18 protein-coding genes are annotated in these 19,106 nt (G+C 72.3%); 16 read left to right on the top strand and 2 right to left on the bottom strand.

Translation table 11 applies throughout. The features are described 5' to 3' along the window. Positions 1-27 precede the first annotated feature (27 nt). The 7 genes from ACIHEJ_RS21025 to metK all read left to right on the top strand — a co-directional run bounded on the left by ACIHEJ_RS21025 (position 28) and on the right by metK (position 6,387). Positions 28-1,134 (top strand): quinone-dependent dihydroorotate dehydrogenase, encoded by a 1,107-nt coding sequence (locus ACIHEJ_RS21025; RefSeq protein ID WP_400137805.1) that lies wholly within the window; start codon positions 28-30, stop codon positions 1,132-1,134. Then, positions 1,131-1,976 (top strand): orotidine-5'-phosphate decarboxylase, encoded by an 846-nt coding sequence (gene pyrF, locus ACIHEJ_RS21020; RefSeq protein ID WP_400137803.1) that lies wholly within the window; start codon positions 1,131-1,133, stop codon positions 1,974-1,976. The genes ACIHEJ_RS21025 and pyrF overlap by 4 nt, the downstream gene beginning before the upstream one ends. A gap of 300 nt (positions 1,977-2,276) precedes the next feature. Further along, positions 2,277-2,600, top strand: coding sequence for an integration host factor (locus ACIHEJ_RS21015; protein ID WP_003977346.1), 324 nt, complete (start codon positions 2,277-2,279; stop codon positions 2,598-2,600). Between the two features lie 61 nt (positions 2,601-2,661). Further along, on the top strand, positions 2,662-3,255 hold the full coding sequence (gene gmk / locus ACIHEJ_RS21010; protein ID WP_400137800.1) for a guanylate kinase: 594 nt from the start codon (positions 2,662-2,664) through the stop codon (positions 3,253-3,255). A 52-nt stretch (positions 3,256-3,307) separates the two neighbouring features. Next, a complete protein-coding gene (gene rpoZ, locus ACIHEJ_RS21005) occupies positions 3,308-3,580 on the top strand; it encodes a DNA-directed RNA polymerase subunit omega (protein ID WP_005319902.1) in 273 nt (90 codons plus the stop codon). Between the two features lie 133 nt (positions 3,581-3,713). Continuing rightward, positions 3,714-4,916, top strand: a complete 1,203-nt coding sequence (coaBC, locus tag ACIHEJ_RS21000; RefSeq protein WP_400137798.1) for a bifunctional phosphopantothenoylcysteine decarboxylase/phosphopantothenate--cysteine ligase CoaBC — start codon at positions 3,714-3,716, stop codon at positions 4,914-4,916. A gap of 262 nt (positions 4,917-5,178) precedes the next feature. Then, positions 5,179-6,387 (top strand): methionine adenosyltransferase, encoded by a 1,209-nt coding sequence (gene metK / locus ACIHEJ_RS20995; protein WP_400137794.1) that lies wholly within the window; start codon positions 5,179-5,181, stop codon positions 6,385-6,387. A 65-nt stretch (positions 6,388-6,452) separates the two neighbouring features. On the opposite strand, the gene ACIHEJ_RS20990 is transcribed toward metK, so the two are convergent. Further along, complete coding sequence (locus ACIHEJ_RS20990; protein ID WP_400137791.1) at positions 6,453-7,253, bottom strand: S1 RNA-binding domain-containing protein; 801 nt, start codon at positions 7,251-7,253, stop codon at positions 6,453-6,455. Between the two features lie 89 nt (positions 7,254-7,342). On the opposite strand from ACIHEJ_RS20990, the gene ACIHEJ_RS20985 reads away from it, so the two are divergent. After that, positions 7,343-9,502 carry a primosomal protein N' gene (locus tag ACIHEJ_RS20985; RefSeq protein WP_400137788.1) on the top strand — a complete coding sequence of 720 codons (2,160 nt, stop codon included), beginning with the start codon at positions 7,343-7,345 and terminating at the stop codon, positions 9,500-9,502. Positions 9,503-9,587: 85 nt separating this feature from the next. Here ACIHEJ_RS20985 and ACIHEJ_RS20980 read toward each other — a convergent pair whose 3' ends face one another. Continuing rightward, a complete protein-coding gene (locus ACIHEJ_RS20980; protein ID WP_400137785.1) occupies positions 9,588-10,238 on the bottom strand; it encodes a hypothetical protein in 651 nt (216 codons plus the stop codon). 224 nt (positions 10,239-10,462) lie between these two features. Here ACIHEJ_RS20980 and fmt point away from each other — a divergent pair, with 224 nt between their 5' ends. From fmt to ACIHEJ_RS20940, 8 genes are all read left to right on the top strand, one after another. Further along, the gene (fmt, locus tag ACIHEJ_RS20975; protein ID WP_400137782.1) at positions 10,463-11,395 is read left to right on the top strand and encodes a methionyl-tRNA formyltransferase; all 933 of its coding nucleotides are present in this window, start codon (positions 10,463-10,465) and stop codon (positions 11,393-11,395) included. A gap of 106 nt (positions 11,396-11,501) precedes the next feature. Next, positions 11,502-12,929 (top strand): RsmB/NOP family class I SAM-dependent RNA methyltransferase, encoded by a 1,428-nt coding sequence (locus ACIHEJ_RS20970; protein WP_400137779.1) that lies wholly within the window; start codon positions 11,502-11,504, stop codon positions 12,927-12,929. Between the two features lie 110 nt (positions 12,930-13,039). Continuing rightward, complete coding sequence (gene rpe, locus ACIHEJ_RS20965; RefSeq protein WP_400137776.1) at positions 13,040-13,726, top strand: ribulose-phosphate 3-epimerase; 687 nt, start codon at positions 13,040-13,042, stop codon at positions 13,724-13,726. A gap of 90 nt (positions 13,727-13,816) precedes the next feature. Beyond that, positions 13,817-14,860, top strand: a complete 1,044-nt coding sequence (locus ACIHEJ_RS20960; RefSeq protein ID WP_400137773.1) for a sugar-binding transcriptional regulator — start codon at positions 13,817-13,819, stop codon at positions 14,858-14,860. A gap of 41 nt (positions 14,861-14,901) precedes the next feature. Beyond that, positions 14,902-15,366 carry a ribonuclease domain-containing protein gene (locus ACIHEJ_RS20955; protein WP_400137770.1) on the top strand — a complete coding sequence of 155 codons (465 nt, stop codon included), beginning with the start codon at positions 14,902-14,904 and terminating at the stop codon, positions 15,364-15,366. After that, on the top strand, positions 15,363-15,677 hold the full coding sequence (locus tag ACIHEJ_RS20950; protein ID WP_400137767.1) for a barstar family protein: 315 nt from the start codon (positions 15,363-15,365) through the stop codon (positions 15,675-15,677). The genes ACIHEJ_RS20955 and ACIHEJ_RS20950 overlap by 4 nt, the downstream gene beginning before the upstream one ends. A gap of 132 nt (positions 15,678-15,809) precedes the next feature. Continuing rightward, a complete protein-coding gene (locus ACIHEJ_RS20945; RefSeq protein WP_400137764.1) occupies positions 15,810-17,252 on the top strand; it encodes a GuaB1 family IMP dehydrogenase-related protein in 1,443 nt (480 codons plus the stop codon). 346 nt (positions 17,253-17,598) lie between these two features. Beyond that, on the top strand, positions 17,599-19,089 hold the full coding sequence (locus tag ACIHEJ_RS20940; protein ID WP_400137761.1) for an amino acid permease: 1,491 nt from the start codon (positions 17,599-17,601) through the stop codon (positions 19,087-19,089). Positions 19,090-19,106 lie beyond the last annotated feature (17 nt).

Raw genomic sequence — 19,106 nt, 5'->3', positions numbered from 1 at the left:
TCCCCCTCTTCATGAGGACACAGGGACATGTACGAGCTTTTCTTCCGTCTGGTTTTCAAACGGATGGACCCCGAGAAGGCCCACCACCTGGCCTTCCGCTGGATCCGTCTCGCGGTCCGCATCCCGGTGCTGCGCACCTTCGTCGCCGCGGCCCTCGCGCCCCGCTACAAGGAGCTGCGCACCGAGGCCTTCGGCCTGCGGATGCACGGCCCCTTCGGGCTCGCGGCCGGCTTCGACAAGAACGCCGTGGCCGTCGACGGCATGACGATGCTGGGCTTCGACCACGTCGAGATCGGCACGGTCACCGGTGAGCCGCAGCCCGGCAACCCCAGGAAGCGGCTGTTCCGGCTGGTCGCGGACCGCGCGCTGATCAACCGCATGGGCTTCAACAACGACGGCTCGCTGGCCGTCGCCGCCCGCCTCGCGACCCGCGAGCCGGTCTTCAGGACGGTCGTCGGCGTCAACATCGGCAAGACCAAGGTCGTCCCGGAGGCCGAGGCCGTCGGCGACTACGTGAAGTCGGCCGAGCGCCTCGCGCCGTACGCCGACTACCTGGTCGTCAACGTCTCCTCGCCGAACACGCCCGGCCTGCGCAACCTCCAGGCCACCGAGGCACTGCGCCCGCTGCTGACGGCCGTCCGCGAGGCCGCCGACCGCACGGTCGCCAACCGGCGCGTCCCGCTCCTGGTGAAGATCGCCCCGGACCTCGCCGACGAGGACGTCGACGCCGTCGCGGACCTGGCCGTGGAGCTGGGCCTGGACGGCATCATCGCCACCAACACCACCATCGCGCGCGAGGGCCTGGGCCTGCGGTCGCAGCCCTCGCTCGTGAAGGAGACCGGCGGTCTGTCCGGCGCCCCGCTCAAGGCCCGCTCCCTGGAGGTGCTGCGCCGCCTGTACGCGCGCGTGGGCGACCGGATCACGCTCGTGGGTGTCGGGGGCATCGAGACCGCCGAGGACGCCTGGCAGCGCATCCTGGCCGGTGCCACGCTCGTCCAGGGGTACAGCGCCTTCATCTACGAGGGCCCCTTCTGGTGCCGCGCGATCCACAAGGGGCTCGCCGCCCGCCTGCGCACCAGCCCGTACGCCACCCTCGCCGACGCGGTCGGCGCCGACGTGAGGAAGCCCGCATGACCTCGTACGAGCCCTTCGGCGCCCGCCTGCGCCGCGCCATGGACGAGCGCGGCCCGCTGTGCGTCGGCATCGACCCGCACGCCTCCCTGCTCGCGGAGTGGGGCCTGAACGACGACGTGGCCGGCCTGGAGCGGTTCAGCCGCACGGTCGTCGAGTCGATGGCCGACCGCGTGGCCGTGCTGAAGCCGCAGAGCGCCTTCTTCGAGCGGTTCGGCTCGCGCGGTCTCGCCGTGCTGGAGACGTGCGTGCAGGAGGCGCGCGCGGCCGGCGCCCTGGTCGTGATGGACGCCAAGCGCGGCGACATCGGCTCGACCATGGCCGCCTACGCCGAGGCGTTCCTGCGCAAGGACGCCCCGCTGTTCTCCGACGCGCTGACCGTCTCGCCCTACCTCGGCTACGGCTCGCTCAGCCCGGCCGTCGCCCTGGCCCGGGAGAGCGGCGCCGGCCTGTTCGTGCTGGCGCTGACCTCGAACCCGGAAGGACGCGAGGTCCAGCACGCGGTCCGCGCGGACGGCCGGACCGTGGGTGCGACCATGCTGGCCCACCTGGCGGCCGAGAACGCGGGGGAGGAGCCGCTGGGCTCCTTCGGCGCGGTCGTCGGCGCCACCCTGGGCGATCTGTCCTCCTACGACCTCGACATCAACGGGCCGCTCCTCGCGCCCGGCATCGGCGCCCAGGGGGCGACCCCGGCCGACCTCCCGAAGGTGTTCGGGACGGCCGCGCGCAACGTCGTACCGAACGTCAGCCGGGGTGTCCTGCGTCACGGTCCCGACGTCGGGGCGCTGCGCGGGGCGGCCGAGCGGTTCGCGGAGGAGATCCAGGCGGCCGTCGCCGGCGCCTGACCCCCTCGCGGGGTGCTTCGGCGAGCGGCGCGGGAGCGACTTGAGTATGAATACATCCTCAAATCGAGGGCATTATGTCTGAAATGTCCGTCCTGACGGAGGCTGACCAGGACTTTTCCGCTGTTCTCGCTGACTCTGGCGGACTTGCCCGCTAGTCTCCGAGCTGTGGGGACACCCCCACACCCCTTAGGTAGTGGGGGAGAACGGGCGAAGCGTGTTGCTCGTGGCTCCCCAGGTGTGGGGCGACTAGGTTCCTCACCGGTCCGTATCCGACAGTTCGACATCCGAGGTGACGTAGGCGTGGCTCTTCCGCCCCTTACCCCTGAACAGCGCGCAGCCGCGCTCGAAAAGGCCGCCGCGGCTCGCCGGGAGCGGGCCGAGGTCAAGAATCGACTCAAGCACTCCGGCGCCTCCCTGCACGAGGTCATCAAGCAGGGCCAGGAGAACGACGTCATCGGCAAGATGAAGGTCTCCGCGCTGCTCGAGTCCCTGCCGGGCGTGGGCAAGGTCCGCGCCAAGCAGATCATGGAGCGTCTGGGCATCTCCGAGAGCCGCCGTGTGCGGGGTCTCGGGTCCAACCAGATCGCTTCCCTGGAGCGTGAGTTCGGCAGCACCGGCTCCTGAGTCCGGGCCTTGACCGGACCAGGAGTCCCGGGCACTCCGGGATTGCTGGAATAATCGCTGCATGGCTGCAACATTCCGGGGGATGACCCCCGAGCCCCCGGACGTACGTCCGCGGCTGACCGTGCTCTCCGGCCCCTCGGGGGTCGGCAAGAGCACGGTCGTCGCCCATATGCGCAAGGAACACCCCGAGGTCTGGCTCTCGGTGTCGGCCACCACCCGCAAGCCGCGCCCCGGCGAGCGGCACGGGGTCCACTACTTCTTCGTCACCGACGACGAGATGGACAAGCTGATCGCCAACGGTGAGCTGCTGGAGTGGGCCGAGTTCGCCGGCAACCGCTACGGCACGCCCCGCGCGGCGGTGCAGGAGCGGCTGGAGAACGGCGAGCCCGTCCTGCTGGAGATCGACCTCCAGGGCGCCCGGCAGGTCCGCGAGTCCATGTCCGACTCCCAGCTGGTGTTCCTGGCTCCCCCCTCCTGGGAGGAGTTGGTGCGCAGGCTGACCGGCCGGGGCACCGAGGCGCCCGAGGTCATCGAGCGCCGCCTGGAGGCGGCCAGGACCGAGCTGGCGGCCGAGCCGGAGTTCGATACGACCTTGGTCAACACCTCCGTCGAGGACGTGGCCCGTGAGCTGCTAGCCTTGATGGACGTTGTGTGATCGTGACTGTGATCACGTGATCGATTCTTTTCCATCCATCGGAAGGTAGAGCGTGTCCTCTTCCATCACCGCGCCCGAGGGCATCATCAACCCGCCGATCGACGAGCTTCTCGAGGCCACCGACTCGAAGTACAGCCTCGTGATCTACGCGGCCAAGCGTGCCCGCCAGATCAACGCGTACTACTCGCAGCTCGGCGAGGGCCTCCTCGAGTACGTCGGTCCGCTCGTGGACACCCACGTCCACGAGAAGCCGCTCTCGATCGCCCTGCGCGAGATCAACGCGGGTCTGCTGACGTCCGAGGCCATCGAGGGCCCCGCTCAGTAGTCCTGGCAGCAGGCACAGTCCGGAGCAGTAGTACTTTCAGACTGCGATCGACTTATCCACAGGCCCGGTAGTCATCCTGCCGGGCCTGTGGTGTGTCATGGGTGGTGCAGGGTTCCGAGTCCGGGGAGTGAGCGTGGACAAGCCGAGGGTCGTTCTGGGTGTCACTGGTGGCATCGCCGCCTACAAAGCCTGTGAGCTGCTGAGAAGGTTCACGGAGTCGGGCCACGACGTCCGCGTGGTGCCCACCGCCTCCGCGCTGCACTTCGTCGGCGCCGCCACCTGGTCGGCCCTGTCCGGCAACCCGGTCTCGACCGAGGTCTGGGACAGCGTCCACGAGGTCCCGCACGTCCGCATCGGCCAGCACGCCGACCTGGTCGTCGTCGCGCCCGCGACGGCCGACATGCTCGCCAAGGCCGCCCACGGGCTCGCCGACGACCTGCTGACCAACACGCTCCTCACCGCCCGTTGCCCGGTCGTCTTCGCGCCCGCGATGCACACCGAGATGTGGGAGCACCCGGCCACCCAGGAGAACGTGGCCACGCTGCGCCGGCGCGGAGCCGTCGTCATCGAGCCCGCCGTCGGCCGGCTCACCGGCGTGGACACCGGCAAGGGCCGGCTGCCCGACCCGGTGGAGATCTTCGAGGTCTGCCGCCGGGTGCTGGCCCGGGGTGTCACCGAGCCCGACCTCCACGGACGGCACGTCGTCGTCTCCGCGGGCGGCACCCGCGAGCCCCTCGACCCGGTCCGCTTCCTCGGCAACCGCTCCTCCGGCAAGCAGGGCTACGCCCTCGCCCGCACCGCCGCGGCCCGCGGCGCCCGGGTGACGCTGATCGCCGCCAACACCGGCCTGCCCGACCCGGCGGGTGTGGACGTCGTCCCGGTCGGGACGGCCGTCCAGCTGCGCGAGGCCGTCCTGAAGGCGGCGGCGGAAGCCGACGCCGTGGTCATGGCCGCGGCCGTCGCCGACTTCCGCCCGGCGGCCTACGCCGCGGGGAAGATCAAGAAGAAGGACGGCCAGGACCCCGACCCGATCGTCCTGGTGCGGAATCCGGACGTTCTCGCGGAGATCTCGGCCGACCGTGCCAGGCCCGGCCAGGTGATCGTCGGCTTCGCCGCCGAGACCGACGACGTCCTCGCCAACGGCCGCACCAAGCTCGCCCGCAAGGGTTGTGACCTGCTCGTGGTCAACGAGGTGGGAGAGCGCAAGACCTTCGGCTCCGAGGAGAACGAGGCCGTCGTGCTGGGCGCCGACGGCAGTGAGATCCCGGTGCCGTACGGGCCCAAGGAGGCCCTCGCCGAGACCGTCTGGGACCTGGTCGCGCAGCGGCTGGGCTGACCCCCCGGGGCAGCCCGGGGTCCCGCTTTCGGAGTACTGAAGGGTCACTGAAGGAACTCTGAATTCGGGCGTGGCGGCCCTGGCCAAGCCCTCTCGGCATTGTGCAGAATGCCCGTGCCGCAGGTCACAGCGCTCCCGAGAGGCGAGACGGTGGCCCACGGGCCGAGTGCGACCGATAAACTGTTCACGGTCGACGCCGGGCTGCAGCCCCGTGTCGTCCGCAAATGATCAGCCAGCAGCCGCTGCAACCACAGGGAGCGTTGTGTCCCGTCGCCTGTTCACCTCGGAGTCCGTGACCGAGGGTCACCCCGACAAGATCGCTGACCAGATCAGCGACACCATTCTCGACGCGCTTCTGCGCGAGGACCCGACCTCCCGGGTCGCCGTGGAGACGCTGATCACCACCGGCCTGGTCCATGTGGCCGGCGAGGTGACCACCAAGGCCTACGCGGACATCGCGACCCTCGTCCGCGGCAAGATCCTCGAGATCGGCTACGACTCCTCCAAGAAGGGCTTCGACGGCGCCTCCTGCGGCGTCTCGGTGTCCATCGGCGCGCAGTCCCCGGACATCGCGCAGGGTGTCGACACGGCGTACGAGTCCCGGGTCGAGGGCGACGAGGACGAACTGGACCGACAGGGCGCGGGCGACCAGGGCCTGATGTTCGGCTACGCCTCCGACGAGACGCCGACGCTGATGCCGCTGCCGATCTTCCTGGCGCACCGCCTGTCCAAGCGTCTGTCCGAGGTCCGCAAGAACGGCACGATCCCCTACCTGCGCCCGGACGGCAAGACGCAGGTCACCATCGAGTACGACGGTGACAAGGCGGTCCGCCTGGACACGGTGGTCGTCTCCTCGCAGCACGCCTCGGACATCGACCTGGAGTCGCTGCTGGCTCCCGACATCCGTGAGTTCGTCGTCGAGCCGGAGCTGAAGGCGCTGCTGGACGAGGGCATCAAGCTGGACACCGAGGGCTACCGCCTGCTGGTCAACCCGACCGGCCGTTTCGAGATCGGCGGCCCGATGGGTGACGCGGGTCTGACCGGCCGCAAGATCATCATCGACACGTACGGCGGCATGGCCCGTCACGGTGGTGGCGCGTTCTCGGGCAAGGACCCGTCCAAGGTGGACCGCTCGGCCGCCTACGCGATGCGCTGGGTCGCGAAGAACGTCGTCGCGGCCGGCCTGGCCTCGCGATGCGAGGTGCAGGTGGCGTACGCGATCGGCAAGGCCGAGCCCGTCGGCCTGTTCGTGGAGACCTTCGGCACCGCCAAGGTCGACGCCGAGAAGATCGAGAAGGCGATCGACGAGGTCTTCGACCTCCGCCCGGCCGCCATCATCCGCGACCTCGACCTGCTCCGCCCGATCTACGCCCAGACGGCCGCCTACGGCCACTTCGGCCGTGAGCTGCCCGACTTCACCTGGGAGCGCACGGACCGCGTGGACGCGCTCCGCAAGGCCGTGGGCATGTAGGTCCCAGAGCCACTGACCGAGGCCCGGCTTCCCCTCGGGGGGCCGGGCCTCGGCATGTCCGCCGGTCAGCCGACCGCCGCCAGGCGGACGCGGCGCAGGTCGCGGTCGGCCTCCAGGACCCGGACGATCAGTTCCTGCCCCGGTACGGCGACCTGTCCCTGCAGGTCGGAGACGTGCACCAGGCCCTCCACGGCCTCACCGACCCGCACGAAAACGCCGAACGGGACGACCTCCGTCACCGGGCCCGCCACCACGTCTCCCACAGCCAGGCCGAAGGTGTCCCAAGGGTCCTCCTGCAGTGCCTTGAGGGAGATGACCACTTCCCCCTGGTGCGAGTCGGTGACGATCACCTCGGCGGTGACGCGCTGCCCCGGCCGGACCGCATCGCGCGGGTGTCCGATGCGCGACCAGGTCAGATCCGGGACACGGATGAAACCCGTGCCGGGATACGCGGGGTGCGGAGGCTCCCCGTCGAGGCGTACGAAGACCCCGAAGCCGTGCACGGCGGCCACCGTGCCCGTGACGACGTCCCCCGGGCGCGCACCGAGCAGATGGCGGTACAGGGCCTCGTCCTCACAGGCCCGCGAGGAGAGCACGACGTGACCTCCGCCCTCACGGACGCCCTGCACCTCGGCGGTGACGCGCTGCCCGACCGTGACGACCTCGCAGGGGTGCTCGAACGCGGTCCAGGACAGCAGGTGCCGGGGGATGCGGCCCGTCGGCTCCCCCGGAGCGTCACCTTCCAGGCGCACGACGACGTCCCCCTCGTCGAACCCGGCCACCGTGCCCGTCGTCACCTCCCCCTGCGGTCGTGCCGCGAGGCGTGCGCGCAGGTCGTCCAACAGGCTGGAGGCGGGATCGGTCATGAGCACGAGCCTAGATGCGGTCCGGGCGGCCGCGGGGCCGTGACGGCCGTCCGGCGCCGATGTCGGTGCCGTTTGGTAAGAATGCAAGCGTGAGCAGCGAGAACGGGGCGTCCCGGGCAGAGGGGGACGGTGCGGCCGCGGAGGCCGCGCCGGAGCAGCTCGCGCTCATTCGGGAGAGCGTGCGCCGGGCGAGGACGCCCCGGGCCAAGCCGCGGACCTGGCGGGGGGCCGCGCTCGCCAAGGAGCTGCCCGTCGCGCGGGTGCTGGTCGACAAGGGCGTGCTGCACCTCGACCGGTACTTCGACTACGCCGTGCCCGAGGAGCTGGACGAGCAGGCGCAGCCCGGCGTGCGGGTGCGGGTGCGGTTCGGCGCCGGGCGGCACCGGGTGCGGGAGGGCCGCCGGGAGGGCGGGGGGCTCATCGACGGGTTCCTGATCGAACGGCGGGCCGAGTCCGACTACTCGGGCCCGCTGGCCGCGCTGGCCCAGGTCGTGTCACCCGAGCCGGTCCTGAGCGAGGAACTGCTCGCGCTCGCCCGGGCGGTCGCCGACCGGTACGCGGGCAGCCTCGCCGACGTGCTGCAGCTCGCCGTGCCGCCGCGCAGCGCACGCGCCGAGCAGCGGCCGTCCCCCGCACCGCTGCCGCCCCCGAAGGCCCCGGAAACGGGCTCCTGGGGCCGGTACGAGCACGGGGCCGCCTTCCTGGACGCGCTGGCCACCGGCGGCGCGCCCAGGGCCGTGTGGAGCGCCCTGCCGGGGCCGCGGTGGAGCGAGGAACTGGCCCGGGCCGTGGCCGCCACGCTCGCCTCGGGCCGCGGCGCCCTCGTCGTCGTACCGGACGGCCGGGCCGCCGCGCGGGTCGACGCCGCCCTCACCGCGCTGCTCGGCCCGGGTCGGCACGCGACACTCACGGCCGACGCCGGGCCCGAGAAGCGGTACGCGCAGTGGCTGGCGGTGCGGCGGGGGGCCGTGCGCGCCGTCGTGGGGACCCGGGCGGCGATGTTCGCCCCCGTGCAGGACCTCGGCCTCGTCGCCATCTGGGACGACGGCGACGACAGCCACAGCGAGCAGCACGCTCCGCAGCCGCACGCACGCGACGTGCTGCTGCTGCGCGCCGCTCTGGACAAGTGCGCCTTCCTGCTCGGCGGATTCGGCTGCACCGTGGAGGCCGCCCAGCTCGTGGAGAGCGGCTGGGCCCGGCCACTGGCCCCCGGCCGCGAACAGGTACGGCGCACCGCGCCCCTGGTGCGGACCGTCGGGGACGACGATCTCGCGCGCGACGAGGCCGCCCGCGCCGCCCGGCTGCCGACCCTCGCCTGGCAGGTGGCCCGGGAGGGTCTTCGCCACGGGCCGGTGCTGGTCCAGGTGCCCCGGCGTGGCTATGCGCCCCGCATGGCCTGCGCCCGCTGCCGGGAGCCCGCCCGGTGCCGGCACTGCTCCGGGCCGCTCCAGGGACAGGACGCGGGCGTGCTGCGGTGCGGCTGGTGCGGGCGTGACGAGAGTGCCTGGCACTGCCCCGAGTGCGGTGGCTTCCGGCTCCGCGCCCAGGTGGTGGGCGCGCGGCGGACCGCCGAGGAACTGGGACGGGCGTTCCCCGCCGTCCCGGTGCGCACCTCGGGCCGGGAGCACGTACTGGACACCGTGCCGGGCACACCGGCACTGGTCGTCAGCACCCCGGGGGCCGAACCGGTCGCCGAGGGCGGCTACGCGGCGGCCCTGCTGCTGGACGGCTGGGCCATGCTCACCCGCCCCGACCTGCGGGCCGGTGAGGACGCGCTGCGCCGCTGGATCGACGCGGGCGCGCTCGTACGGCCGCAGGGCGAGGGTGGGACGGTGGTCGTGGTGGCCGAGCCGACGCTGCGGCCCGTGCAGGCGCTGGTGCGCTGGGACCCCGTCGGGCACGCGGTGCGGGAGCTGGCCGAGCGGGCCGAGCTGGGATTCCCGCCGGTGTCGCGGATGGCAGCCGTGTCCGGGCCGCCCGACGCCGTCGCCGAGTTCCTGGCGGCCGTCGAACTGCCGCCGGACGCCGAGGTGTTGGGGCCGGTGCCGCTGCCGCCCACGCTGCCCGGCCGGCCACGCAGGACCGGCGCGCCGCCGCCCGGTGAGCAGTGGGAGCGGGCGCTCGTCCGCGTCCCGCCGGGCAGCGGGGCCGCGCTGGCCTCCGCCCTGAAGACCGCGCAGGCTGCTCGGATGGCGCGGGGGAGCGGGGAGGCGGTCCGGGTGAGGATCGATCCGCCGGACATCGGGTGACACGCGCTACGGCCGTGCGGGCGTCGCCCCGAGCGGTGACGCCGCCTTCCCGGACGCGTCCCGGGAGGGCGGCGCGGCGCGGCCGTCAGCCGTTGCGCGGGCTGGGGAAGGTCGTCGGCCGGGCGTCGTCGCGCGGGACCGGGAAGACGGTCGGCCGGGCGTCGTCGCGCGGGACCGGGAAGACGGTCGGCCGGGCGTCGTCGCGCGGGACCGGGAAAGCGGCCGACCGGGCGTCGTCGCGCAGCGCCGGGCTGCCCGCCGTCGGCTGGGTCGGCATGGAGCGGGCCGCGGGGACCGTCGGCACGGTGGGCAGGTCGGCGGTCGGGTTGAGCGTGCGGGCGCCGGACGGTTCGGGCGCCCGTTCGGCCTCGGCGGCCGCCTGAGCGGCGGCGCGGCGGGCGCCGTAACGGCGGTGCACGGCCTGCTTGGTGACCCCGAGCGCCGAGCCCACCGCGTCCCACGAGAAACCGAGCGAGCGGTCGAAGTCCACGGCGGCCGTCACCAGGGTCTCGACACTGTCCCGGAGTTCCTGGGCGAGGCGCACCGTGGGGGCGGGGGCACGTCCGTAGACGACGAAGCCCGTGGACGGGCCGGAGCGGCGCGGGCGGTAGACGTTGCCCAGCTGGGCGGTGAGCGTGCGCAGCGCGTCCACCTGTCGGCGGACCCGCTCGATGTCCCGCACCAGCAAGTGCAGGCTGGCCCGGGCCTGGGCGTCGTGGGTTGCGTGGTCGGCCATGAACAAGCCTCTCGAACCGGCGTTGAAAGGAGGGGGCCGCGCAAGCGGCCCGTAGTGGTCAACTCTCTCTTGACCAACGCGTAGGCGCTCCGCTGGTCACGGGGTGGGGGCGTACGGGCATATGCGTACGCCGCACTCGACGGGCGCACCACCTTTGTCCCCCTCGGGGTCATAGACTGGTGCGCTGCCCGTCCAACTCCGCCCCGAGAGGCCCGATCCCGCCCATGAAGCTCGTCTTCGCCGGTACCCCCGAGGTCGCCGTTCCCGCCCTGGACGCCCTGATCGCCTCCGGGCGGCACGAGGTGGCCGCAGTCGTCACGCGGCCCGACGCGCCGGCCGGGCGCGGGCGCAGGCTGGTCGCGTCGCCCGTGGCCGAGCGGGCGGAGGAGGCCGGGATCGAGGTGCTGAAGCCGGTCAAGCCGCGGGACCCCGAGTTCCTGGAGCGGCTGAGGGAGATCGCCCCGGACTGCTGCCCGGTCGTCGCCTACGGCGCCCTGCTGCCGAGGGTCGCCCTGGACATCCCCGCTCACGGCTGGGTCAACCTGCACTTCTCGCTGCTGCCCGCCTGGCGCGGGGCGGCGCCGGTGCAGCACTCCATCATGGCGGGTGACGAGATCACGGGTGCCTCCACCTTCCTCATCGAGGAGGGCCTCGACTCCGGTCCGGTGTACGGGACGGTGACCGAGGAGGTCCGGCCCACCGACACCAGTGGTGACCTGCTCACCCGGCTCGCCTTCGCCGGTGCCGGCCTGCTCGCCGCCACCATGGACGGCATCGAGGACGGCACCCTGAAGGCGCTGCCGCAGCCGGGCGAGGGCATCACCGTCGCACCGAAGATCACCGTGGAGGACGCCCAGGTGGACTGGGCGGCGCCCGCCCTGCGGGTCGACCGCGTGGTGCGCGGCTGCACCCCGGCGCCCGGTGCCTGGACCGTCTTCCGGGGCGAGCGGCTCAAGCTCATCCAGGTCACGCCCGTACCCGAGCGGACCGACCTCGCCCCGGGGCAGCTCGCGGTCGGCAAGAACAGCGTGCACGTGGGCACCGGGTCGTACGCCGTCGAGCTGCTCTGGGTGCAGGCCCAGGGAAAGAAGCCGATGCGCGCCGCCGACTGGGCGCGGGGCGTGCGCATCGCCGAGAGCGAGACGCTCGGGGGCTGAGCCCCAGGAACGGGGGAGGCGGCCGGGGACCGGACCGCGAAGGCGGCGGTGTGCCGACGTAGGCTGGACACCGCATCCTCTTCTTCACATCCGGAGCACCTTTTTCGTGAGCGAGCAGTCCCGGCGGCCCCGTAAACCCGCCAAGCCCTACCGCCGTCCCCAGAAGGACCCCGTCCGCATCCTGGCCTTCGAGGCGCTGCGCGCGGTGGACGAGCGGGACGCCTACGCCAACCTCGTGCTGCCGCCGCTGCTGCGGAAGGCGCGCGAGAAGGAGGGACCGGAGAAGTTCGACGCCCGGGACGCCGCACTCGCCACCGAACTGGTCTACGGCACGCTGCGCCGGCAGGGCACGTACGACGCCGTCATCGCCGCCTGTGTCGACCGGCCGCTGCGCGAGGTCGACCCGCCGGTGCTCGACGTGCTGAGCCTGGGCGCGCACCAACTGCTCGGCACCCGGATCCCGACGCACGCGGCCGTGTCCGCGACCGTGGAGCTCGCCCGGGTCGTGCTCGGCGACGGGCGGGCCAAGTTCGTCAACGCCGTGCTGCGCAAGGTCGCGCAGGACGACCTCGACGGCTGGCTCGCGAAGGTCGCGCCGCCCTACGACGAGGACCCGGAGGACCACCTCGCCGTCGTGCACTCCCACCCCCGCTGGGTCGTCTCCGCGCTCTGGGACTCCCTCGGCGGCGGCCGTGCCGGGATCGAGGATCTGCTGGAGGCCGACAACGAGCGGCCCGAGGTGACCCTCGTCGCGCGACCCGGGCGGGCCACCACCGAGGAACTGCTGCGCGAGGACGCGGCCGTGCCGGGGCGCTGGTCTCCGTACGCCGTGCGGCTGGCCGAGGGCGGCGAGCCTGGTGCCGTCGAGGCCGTGCGCGAGGGGCGGGCCGGTGTGCAGGACGAGGGCAGCCAGCTGGTCGCCCTCGCGCTGGCCGGCGCGCCGATCGAGGGCTCCGACCGCAGGTGGCTCGACGGGTGCGCGGGCCCCGGGGGCAAGGCCGCGCTGCTGGCCGCCCTCGCCGCCGAGCGCGGAGCCACACTGCTCGCCTCCGAGAAGCAGCCGCACCGGGCCGGACTGGTGGCCAAGGCGCTGGCCGGCAACCCCGGGCCGTACCAGGTGATCGCCGCCGACGGGACCCGGCCGCCGTGGCGGCCCGGCAGCTTCGACCGCGTCCTCATGGACGTGCCGTGCACCGGGCTGGGCGCCCTGCGCCGGCGCCCCGAGGCCCGCTGGCGCCGCCGCCCCGAGGACCTGGAGAACTTCGCGCCGCTCCAGCGGGCTCTGTTGCGCACCGCGCTGGACTCGGTGCGGATCGGTGGGGTCGTCGGCTACGCCACCTGCTCGCCGCACCTCGCCGAGACCCGCGCGGTCGTCGCCGACGTGCTCAAGCAGCGCCCCGAGACGGAACTGATCGACGCGCGTCCGCTGCTGCCGGGCGTGCCGGCGCTCGGCGAGGGACCGGACGTGCAGCTGTGGCCGCATCTGCACGGCACGGACGCGATGTATCTGGCGCTGATCCGGCGTACCGGCTGAGACCGGTGCCCTCCCGGGAGTCATCCACAGGCGGCCGTACACGTACGATGAACGGGCCTGCCTGTGGACCGGCGCGAACATCAGTGCCCCGGACATGGCAGGCTTGGGTCATGGCCGCGCAGATCAACCCCAGCATCCTGTCCGCCGACTTCGCCCGCCTCGCGGAGGAGGCCAAGGCGGTTCAAGGCGCCGACTGGCTCCATGTCGACGTCATGGACAACCACTTCGTCCCGAACCTCACGCTCGGCGTGCCGGTCGTGGAGTCCCTGGCCCGTGCGACGGAGACCCCGCTGGACTGCCATCTGATGATCGAGGACCCCGACCGCTGGGCGCCCCAGTACGTCGAGGCGGGCGCCTCTTCCGTCACCTTCCACGTGGAGGCGGCCGCCGCCCCCGTGCGGCTGGCCCGGGAGATCCGTGCCAAGGGGGCCCGTGCCTCCATGGCACTCAAGCCCGCGACGCCGATCGAGCCGTTCGAGGACCTGCTGCCGGAACTCGACATGCTGCTCGTCATGACGGTCGAGCCGGGCTTCGGCGGTCAGGCGTTCCTCGACATCATGCTGCCGAAGATCCGCCGCACCCGGGAGCTGATCGCCAAGCACGGCCTCCAGCTGTGGCTGCAGGTCGACGGCGGTGTCTCGGCCTCGACGATCGAGCGGTGCGCGGACGCGGGAGCGGACGTGTTCGTGGCCGGTTCCGCCGTGTACGGCGCGCAGGATCCGGCGGAGGCGGTCCGCGCCCTGCGCGCCCAGGCGGACGCGGCCACCGCCAAGGCGTCCTGGGCATGCGACCACTGAGCCACGACTACATGAACGGTTAAGTGAACGGCGCCCATCAGGGCGGATCAGCAGCGCCGAATCTGCAAGGATGAACGGCGAATCCAGAGTGTGAACAGCAGTGAGGAGATCGCCGTGTCGGGTATGTCGGCGGGCCGGTCAGCCATGCGGATGGGACCCGCTGAGCTGGTGCAGGCGGCGGCCATGGCCCGCCGCTTCTACCTCGAGGGCAAGTCCAAGATCCAGATCGCGGAGGAGTTCGGCGTCAGCCGCTTCAAGGTGGCCCGGGTCCTGGAGACGGCCCTCGAACGGGATCTCGTGCGCATCGAGATCCGCGTCCCGGCCGAGCTGGACGCGGAGCGCTCCGACGCGCTCCGCGCCCGCTACGGCCTGAGGCACGCCGTCGTGGTCGAGTCCCCGGCCGAGGCCGAGGAGACCCCCGACCCCGAGAATCTGGGCGAGGTCGCCGCCGACCTGCTCGGCGAGCTCGTCAACGAGGGGGACGTCCTCGGACTGGCCTGGGGCCGGTCCACCATCCACATGGCGGCGGCGCTCGACCGGCTGCCGCCGTGCACGGTGGTGCAGCTGACGGGCGTGTACGACGCCGGGACCGCGGAGCGCGGCTCGGTGGAGGCCGTGCGCCGGGCCGCCCAGGTGTCGGGCGGCGACGCGCACCCCATCTACGCGCCGATGCTGCTGCCGGACGCGGCCACCGCGGCGGCGCTGCGCAACCAGACGGGGATCGCCCGCGCCTTCGAGTACTTCGACAAGGTCACGGTCGCCTGCGTCTCCATCGGCTCCTGGGAGCCGGGCATCTCGACGGTGCACGACATGCTCAGCGACGAGGAGCGCGCGCACTACGCCTCGCTCGGTGTCGCCGCCGAGATGTCCGCGCACCTCTTCGACGCCGAGGGGCGTCGGATCGGGCGGGACCTGGGGGAGCGGTGCATCACGGTCAAGGCCGACCAGCTGCGCCGTATCCCGGAGGTGGTGGCCATCGCCGGCGGTCAGCGCAAGGCGTCGGCGATCGACGCGGTGCTGCGCTCCGGGCTGGTCACCAGCCTGGTCACGGACACCTCGGCCGCGGACTACCTGATGACGGCGGGACCCACGCCGAAGCCCGCGCTCAGCCGTCAGGACCCGGACGGGCTCTGACAGCACCACGCCGGGGGAGCGGCCGTGGCAGCATCATCGGCATGCTGCTGCGGTTCGCCCCTCACCGACTCCCGCGGTCGATGTCCCGTGCGTGCGCGGGGCTGCTCGCCGTCGTCCTCGCCGTCCTGCTGACAGCGTGTTCCCCGGGCGCGTCCGGCGCGGGGACGAGCGGGGGTGCGAGTCCGGGCCCGTCGGCCCCGGCCGTGTCCGCGCCCGCCTGGGCCCACGGCACGGCCACCGTCAGCGCGTCGCGGCTGCCGCCCGAGGCCCGGCAGACCCTCGCGCTGATCGACAAGGGTGGCCCCTACCCCTATGCCAGGGACGGGATCGTCTTCGGGAACGTGGAAGGACATCTGCCCAGGCACCAGCGCGGCTACTACCACGAGTACACCGTGAGGACGCCCGGTTCACACGACCGCGGGGCCCGGCGCATCGTCACCGGGCAGGGCGGGGAGATCTACTACACCGATGATCACTACAACTCCTTCCGGGCGGTGCTGAGATGACCGAACTCGTGGTCACGCTGGATCTCGACGGGGTCGCGGACAAGGCCGGTCTGATGGACCGTGCCGCCCGTGCCCTCGCGCTGCCCGACTGGTTCGGCCGTAACTGGGACGCCCTGGCCGACTCTCTCGGCGACCACACCGTGTGGCCCGAGGACGCCGTCGAGCGGGGCCTGCTGGTCGTCGTGCGGAACTGGCGGCCGTACGCCGAGGCGCAGCCGGAGGAGTGGCGGATCGCGCGGGAGGTGTTCACCGAGGCCGCGGACCACACACCGGCCCTCTCCGTCGCCCTGGCCCTTGGAGGATCCTCCTAACGCCCTGGTGACCGGCCTGGATGTTCTGTGAGGGCATCGCACGGGGGGTGGCATGGGAGAATGAAGTACGTGCTCTTTCCCCCTGGCGCACCCGTCCGGGGGTCACCTCTGATCAACTGGGATGTGCAGCACGTGCGTTTCCTCAATGACATCCAGCCCGCGTACGACCTGACGTACGACGACGTGTTCATGGTGCCGAGCCGCTCCGCGGTCGGTTCGCGTCAGGGCGTGGACCTCAGCTCGCCGGACGGCACGGGCACCACCATCCCGCTCGTCGTCGCCAACATGACCGCCATCGCCGGCCGCCGCATGGCCGAGACGGTGGCCCGCCGCGGTGGCCTGGTGGTCATCCCGCAGGACATCCCGATCGACGTCGTCACCGACGTCGTCTCCTGGGTGAAGAGCCGCCACCTGGTGCTCGACACCCCGATCGTGCTGGCCCCGCACCAGACCGTCGCCGACGCCCTCGCCCTGCTGCCGAAGCGGGCGCACAACGCCGGTGTGGTCGTGGACGAGAACCAGCGGCCCGTCGGTGTCGTCACGGACGCGGACCTGACCGGCGTCGACCGCTTCACCCAGCTCGAAGTGGTCATGTCGAAGGACCTGCTGCTCCTCGACGCGGACATCGACCCCCGCGAGGCCTTCAACACCCTCGACCAGCACAACCGCCGCTACGCCCCGGCCGTCGACAAGGACGGCAGGCTCGCCGGCATCCTGACCCGCAAGGGCGCCCTGCGCGCCACGCTGTACACCCCCTCCGTCGACGCCCACGGCAAGCTGCGCATCGCCGCCGCCGTCGGTATCAACGGCGATGTGGCGGGCAAGGCCAAGCAGCTGCTCGACGCGGGCGTGGACACGCTCGTCATCGACACCGCGCACGGCCACCAGGAGTCGATGATCAGCGCGATCAAGGTGGTGCGCGCCCTCGACCCGCAGGTGCCGATCGCCGCCGGCAACATCGTCTCCGCCGAGGGCGTCAAGGACCTGATCGACGCCGGCGCGGACATCATCAAGGTCGGTGTCGGCCCCGGTGCCATGTGCACGACCCGCATGATGACCGGCGTGGGCCGGCCGCAGTTCTCCGCGGTGCTGGAGTGCGCCGCCGAGGCGAAGAAGTACGGCAAGCACGTGTGGGCCGACGGCGGTGTCCGGCACCCGCGCGACGTGGCGATGGCCCTCGCGGCCGGCGCGTCCAATGTGATGGTCGGCTCGTGGTTCGCGGGCACCTACGAGTCCCCGGGCGACCTCCAGCACGACGCGAGCGGCCGCGCCTACAAGGAGTCCTTCGGCATGGCGTCCGCCCGCGCGGTGCGCAACCGTACGTCGGAGGAGTCGGCGTACGACCGGGCTCGCAAGGCGCTGTTCGAGGAGGGCATCTCCACCTCCCGCATGTTCCTCGACCCGGCCCGCCCGGGCGTCGAGGACCTGATCGACTCGATCATCGCGGGCGTGCGCTCCTCCTGCACCTACGCCGGCGCCGGCTCGCTGGAGGAGTTCGCCGAGAAGGCGATCGTCGGCATCCAGAGCGCGGCCGGCTACGCCGAGGGCAAGCCGCTGCACGCCAGCTGGAGCTGACCCGCAACTGCCTGCCGCACGGCCCCCGTTGGTCCCGCTCACCGGGACCTTCGGGGGCCGTCGGCATACCCGGGGCCCGTGGGCGGCGGAACGTGACGAAAGGGACCTGCGGGGTCGTTGCGCAACGGTCGGCAGCCCGGGCGCAACGATTTGGCGTTCCGGTCGGATGAACGCAATGATCATGCAGGGACACGCAAGGTTGCTGCATTACGCCCGTGAAGGCCGCCCCCGTAGGGTGCTGCGCTGTACGTGGTGTGGCGGGGACTCCGCTCGGTGGGTTCCTGCTCGCGCAGGGCTGCCACCGGTCCCCGTCCGCAATGACCGGCAGCGATGAAGGAGCCAGCGCGTGCTCGACCAAGGCGCACCCCCGCACGACCGCACAGCGACCGCCCCCGTGTCCCCGGGCGTCGCCGCGCGCCTCATGCGGCGCAAGCCCGTGGAACGCCTGGTCGCGGAGGGCGGCCACGGCGAGGGAGGAACGCTTCGGCGGTCCCTCGGGCTGTGGCAGCTGACCATGATCAGCATCGGAGCCACGCTTGGCACCGGCATCTTCGTCGTCCTCGGCGAGGCGGTCCCGAAGGCGGGCCCGGCCGTCGTCCTGTCCTTCGTGATCGCGGGCCTCACCGCGCTGTTCTCGGCCCTGTCCTACGCCGAGCTCGCGGGCACCATCCCGGTCTCCGGCTCCTCGTACTCGTACGCATACGCAACCATGGGTGAACTGATCGCCTGGGTCTGCGGCTGGTGCCTGCTGCTCGAGTACGGCGTCTCGGTCGCCGCCGTGGCCGTCGGCTGGGGCGAGTACCTCAACGAGCTGCTGTCCGGCACCATCGGGGTCACCATCCCGAAGGCCCTGGCCAACCCGCCCGGCGTCGACGGCGGCGTCTTCAACCTGCCCGCCCTGATCGTCGTGCTCCTCGCGATGGCGTTCCTGCTCGGCGGCGCCAAGGAGTCCGCGCGGGCCAACACCGTCATGGTGTGCGTGAAGATCGCCGCGCTGATCCTGTTCTGCGCGATCGGCTTCATGGGCTTCAAGTCCGGCAACTACTCCCACTTCATGCCGCTCGGCATGGGCGGGGTCAGCGCGGCCGGCGCCACGCTGTTCTTCTCCTACATCGGCTTCGACGCCGCCTCCACCGCGGGTGAGGAGGCCAAGAACGCCCAGCGCGACCTGCCGCGCGCGATCATGCTCTCCCTGGTCATCGTGACCGCCCTGTACGTGCTGGTCGCGGCTGTCGCCGTCGGGGCCAAGCCGTGGCGGAGCTTCAACGACTCCGAGGCCGCGCTCGCCCAGATCATGAAGGACGTCACCGGGCAGAGCTTCTGGGGCACCCTGCTGGCCTTCTGCGCCGTCATCGCCATCGCGAGCGTCGTGCTGACCGTGCTCTACGGCCAGACCCGCATCCTGTTCGCCATGTCCCGCGACGGCCTGGTGCCCAAGGTGTTCGCCAAGGTCCACCCGAAGACCGGCGCCCCGCGCGCCAACACCGTCATCGTCTCGGTGTTCTGCGGTGTCCTCGCCGCAGCAATCCCGCTGGGCCAGCTGGCGGACGCCACCAGCATCGGCACGCTCTTCGCCTTCGCGCTGGTCAACGTGGCCGTGGTGGTGCTGCGCCGGACCCGCCCGCACATGAAGCGGACCTTCCGTGTCCCGCTGGCCTGGGTGCTCCCCGCGCTGGGCTTCATCTGCTGCGCCTGGATGATGGCCAGCCTGTCCGCCGTCACCTGGGTCGTGTTCGGTGTCTGGATGGCCGTCGGGCTCGTGTTCTACTTCGTGTACGGCTATCGCCGTTCCCGTCTCGCCGCGGACACGGACCTCGCGGCGACGGCAGAGAAGTGACCGAACCGAAGAAGTGA

The organism is Streptomyces sp. NPDC052301 (genome assembly GCF_044593395.1).
GTDB lineage: Bacteria > Actinomycetota > Actinomycetes > Streptomycetales > Streptomycetaceae > Streptomyces.
Note: the sequence above shows the minus strand (reverse complement) of the source record. Positions and strands in the feature narration are given on the sequence as shown.

Bases quoted from the DNA above. Each gene is read 5' to 3' on its own strand.
- ACIHEJ_RS21025 (WP_400137805.1), top strand. From the start codon at position 28: ATGTACGAGCTTTTCTTCCGTCTGGTTTTCAAACGGATGGACCCCGAG.
- pyrF (WP_400137803.1), top strand. From the start codon at position 1,131: ATGACCTCGTACGAGCCCTTCGGCGCCCGCCTGCGCCGCGCCATGGAC.
- gmk (WP_400137800.1), top strand. From the start codon at position 2,662: ATGGCTGCAACATTCCGGGGGATGACCCCCGAGCCCCCGGACGTACGT.
- ACIHEJ_RS20990 (WP_400137791.1), bottom strand. From the start codon at position 7,253: ATGACCGATCCCGCCTCCAGCCTGTTGGACGACCTGCGCGCACGCCTC.
- ACIHEJ_RS20980 (WP_400137785.1), bottom strand. From the start codon at position 10,238: ATGGCCGACCACGCAACCCACGACGCCCAGGCCCGGGCCAGCCTGCAC.
- fmt (WP_400137782.1), top strand. From the start codon at position 10,463: ATGAAGCTCGTCTTCGCCGGTACCCCCGAGGTCGCCGTTCCCGCCCTG.
- rpe (WP_400137776.1), top strand. From the start codon at position 13,040: ATGGCCGCGCAGATCAACCCCAGCATCCTGTCCGCCGACTTCGCCCGC.
- ACIHEJ_RS20955 (WP_400137770.1), top strand. From the start codon at position 14,902: ATGCTGCTGCGGTTCGCCCCTCACCGACTCCCGCGGTCGATGTCCCGT.
- ACIHEJ_RS20950 (WP_400137767.1), top strand. From the start codon at position 15,363: ATGACCGAACTCGTGGTCACGCTGGATCTCGACGGGGTCGCGGACAAG.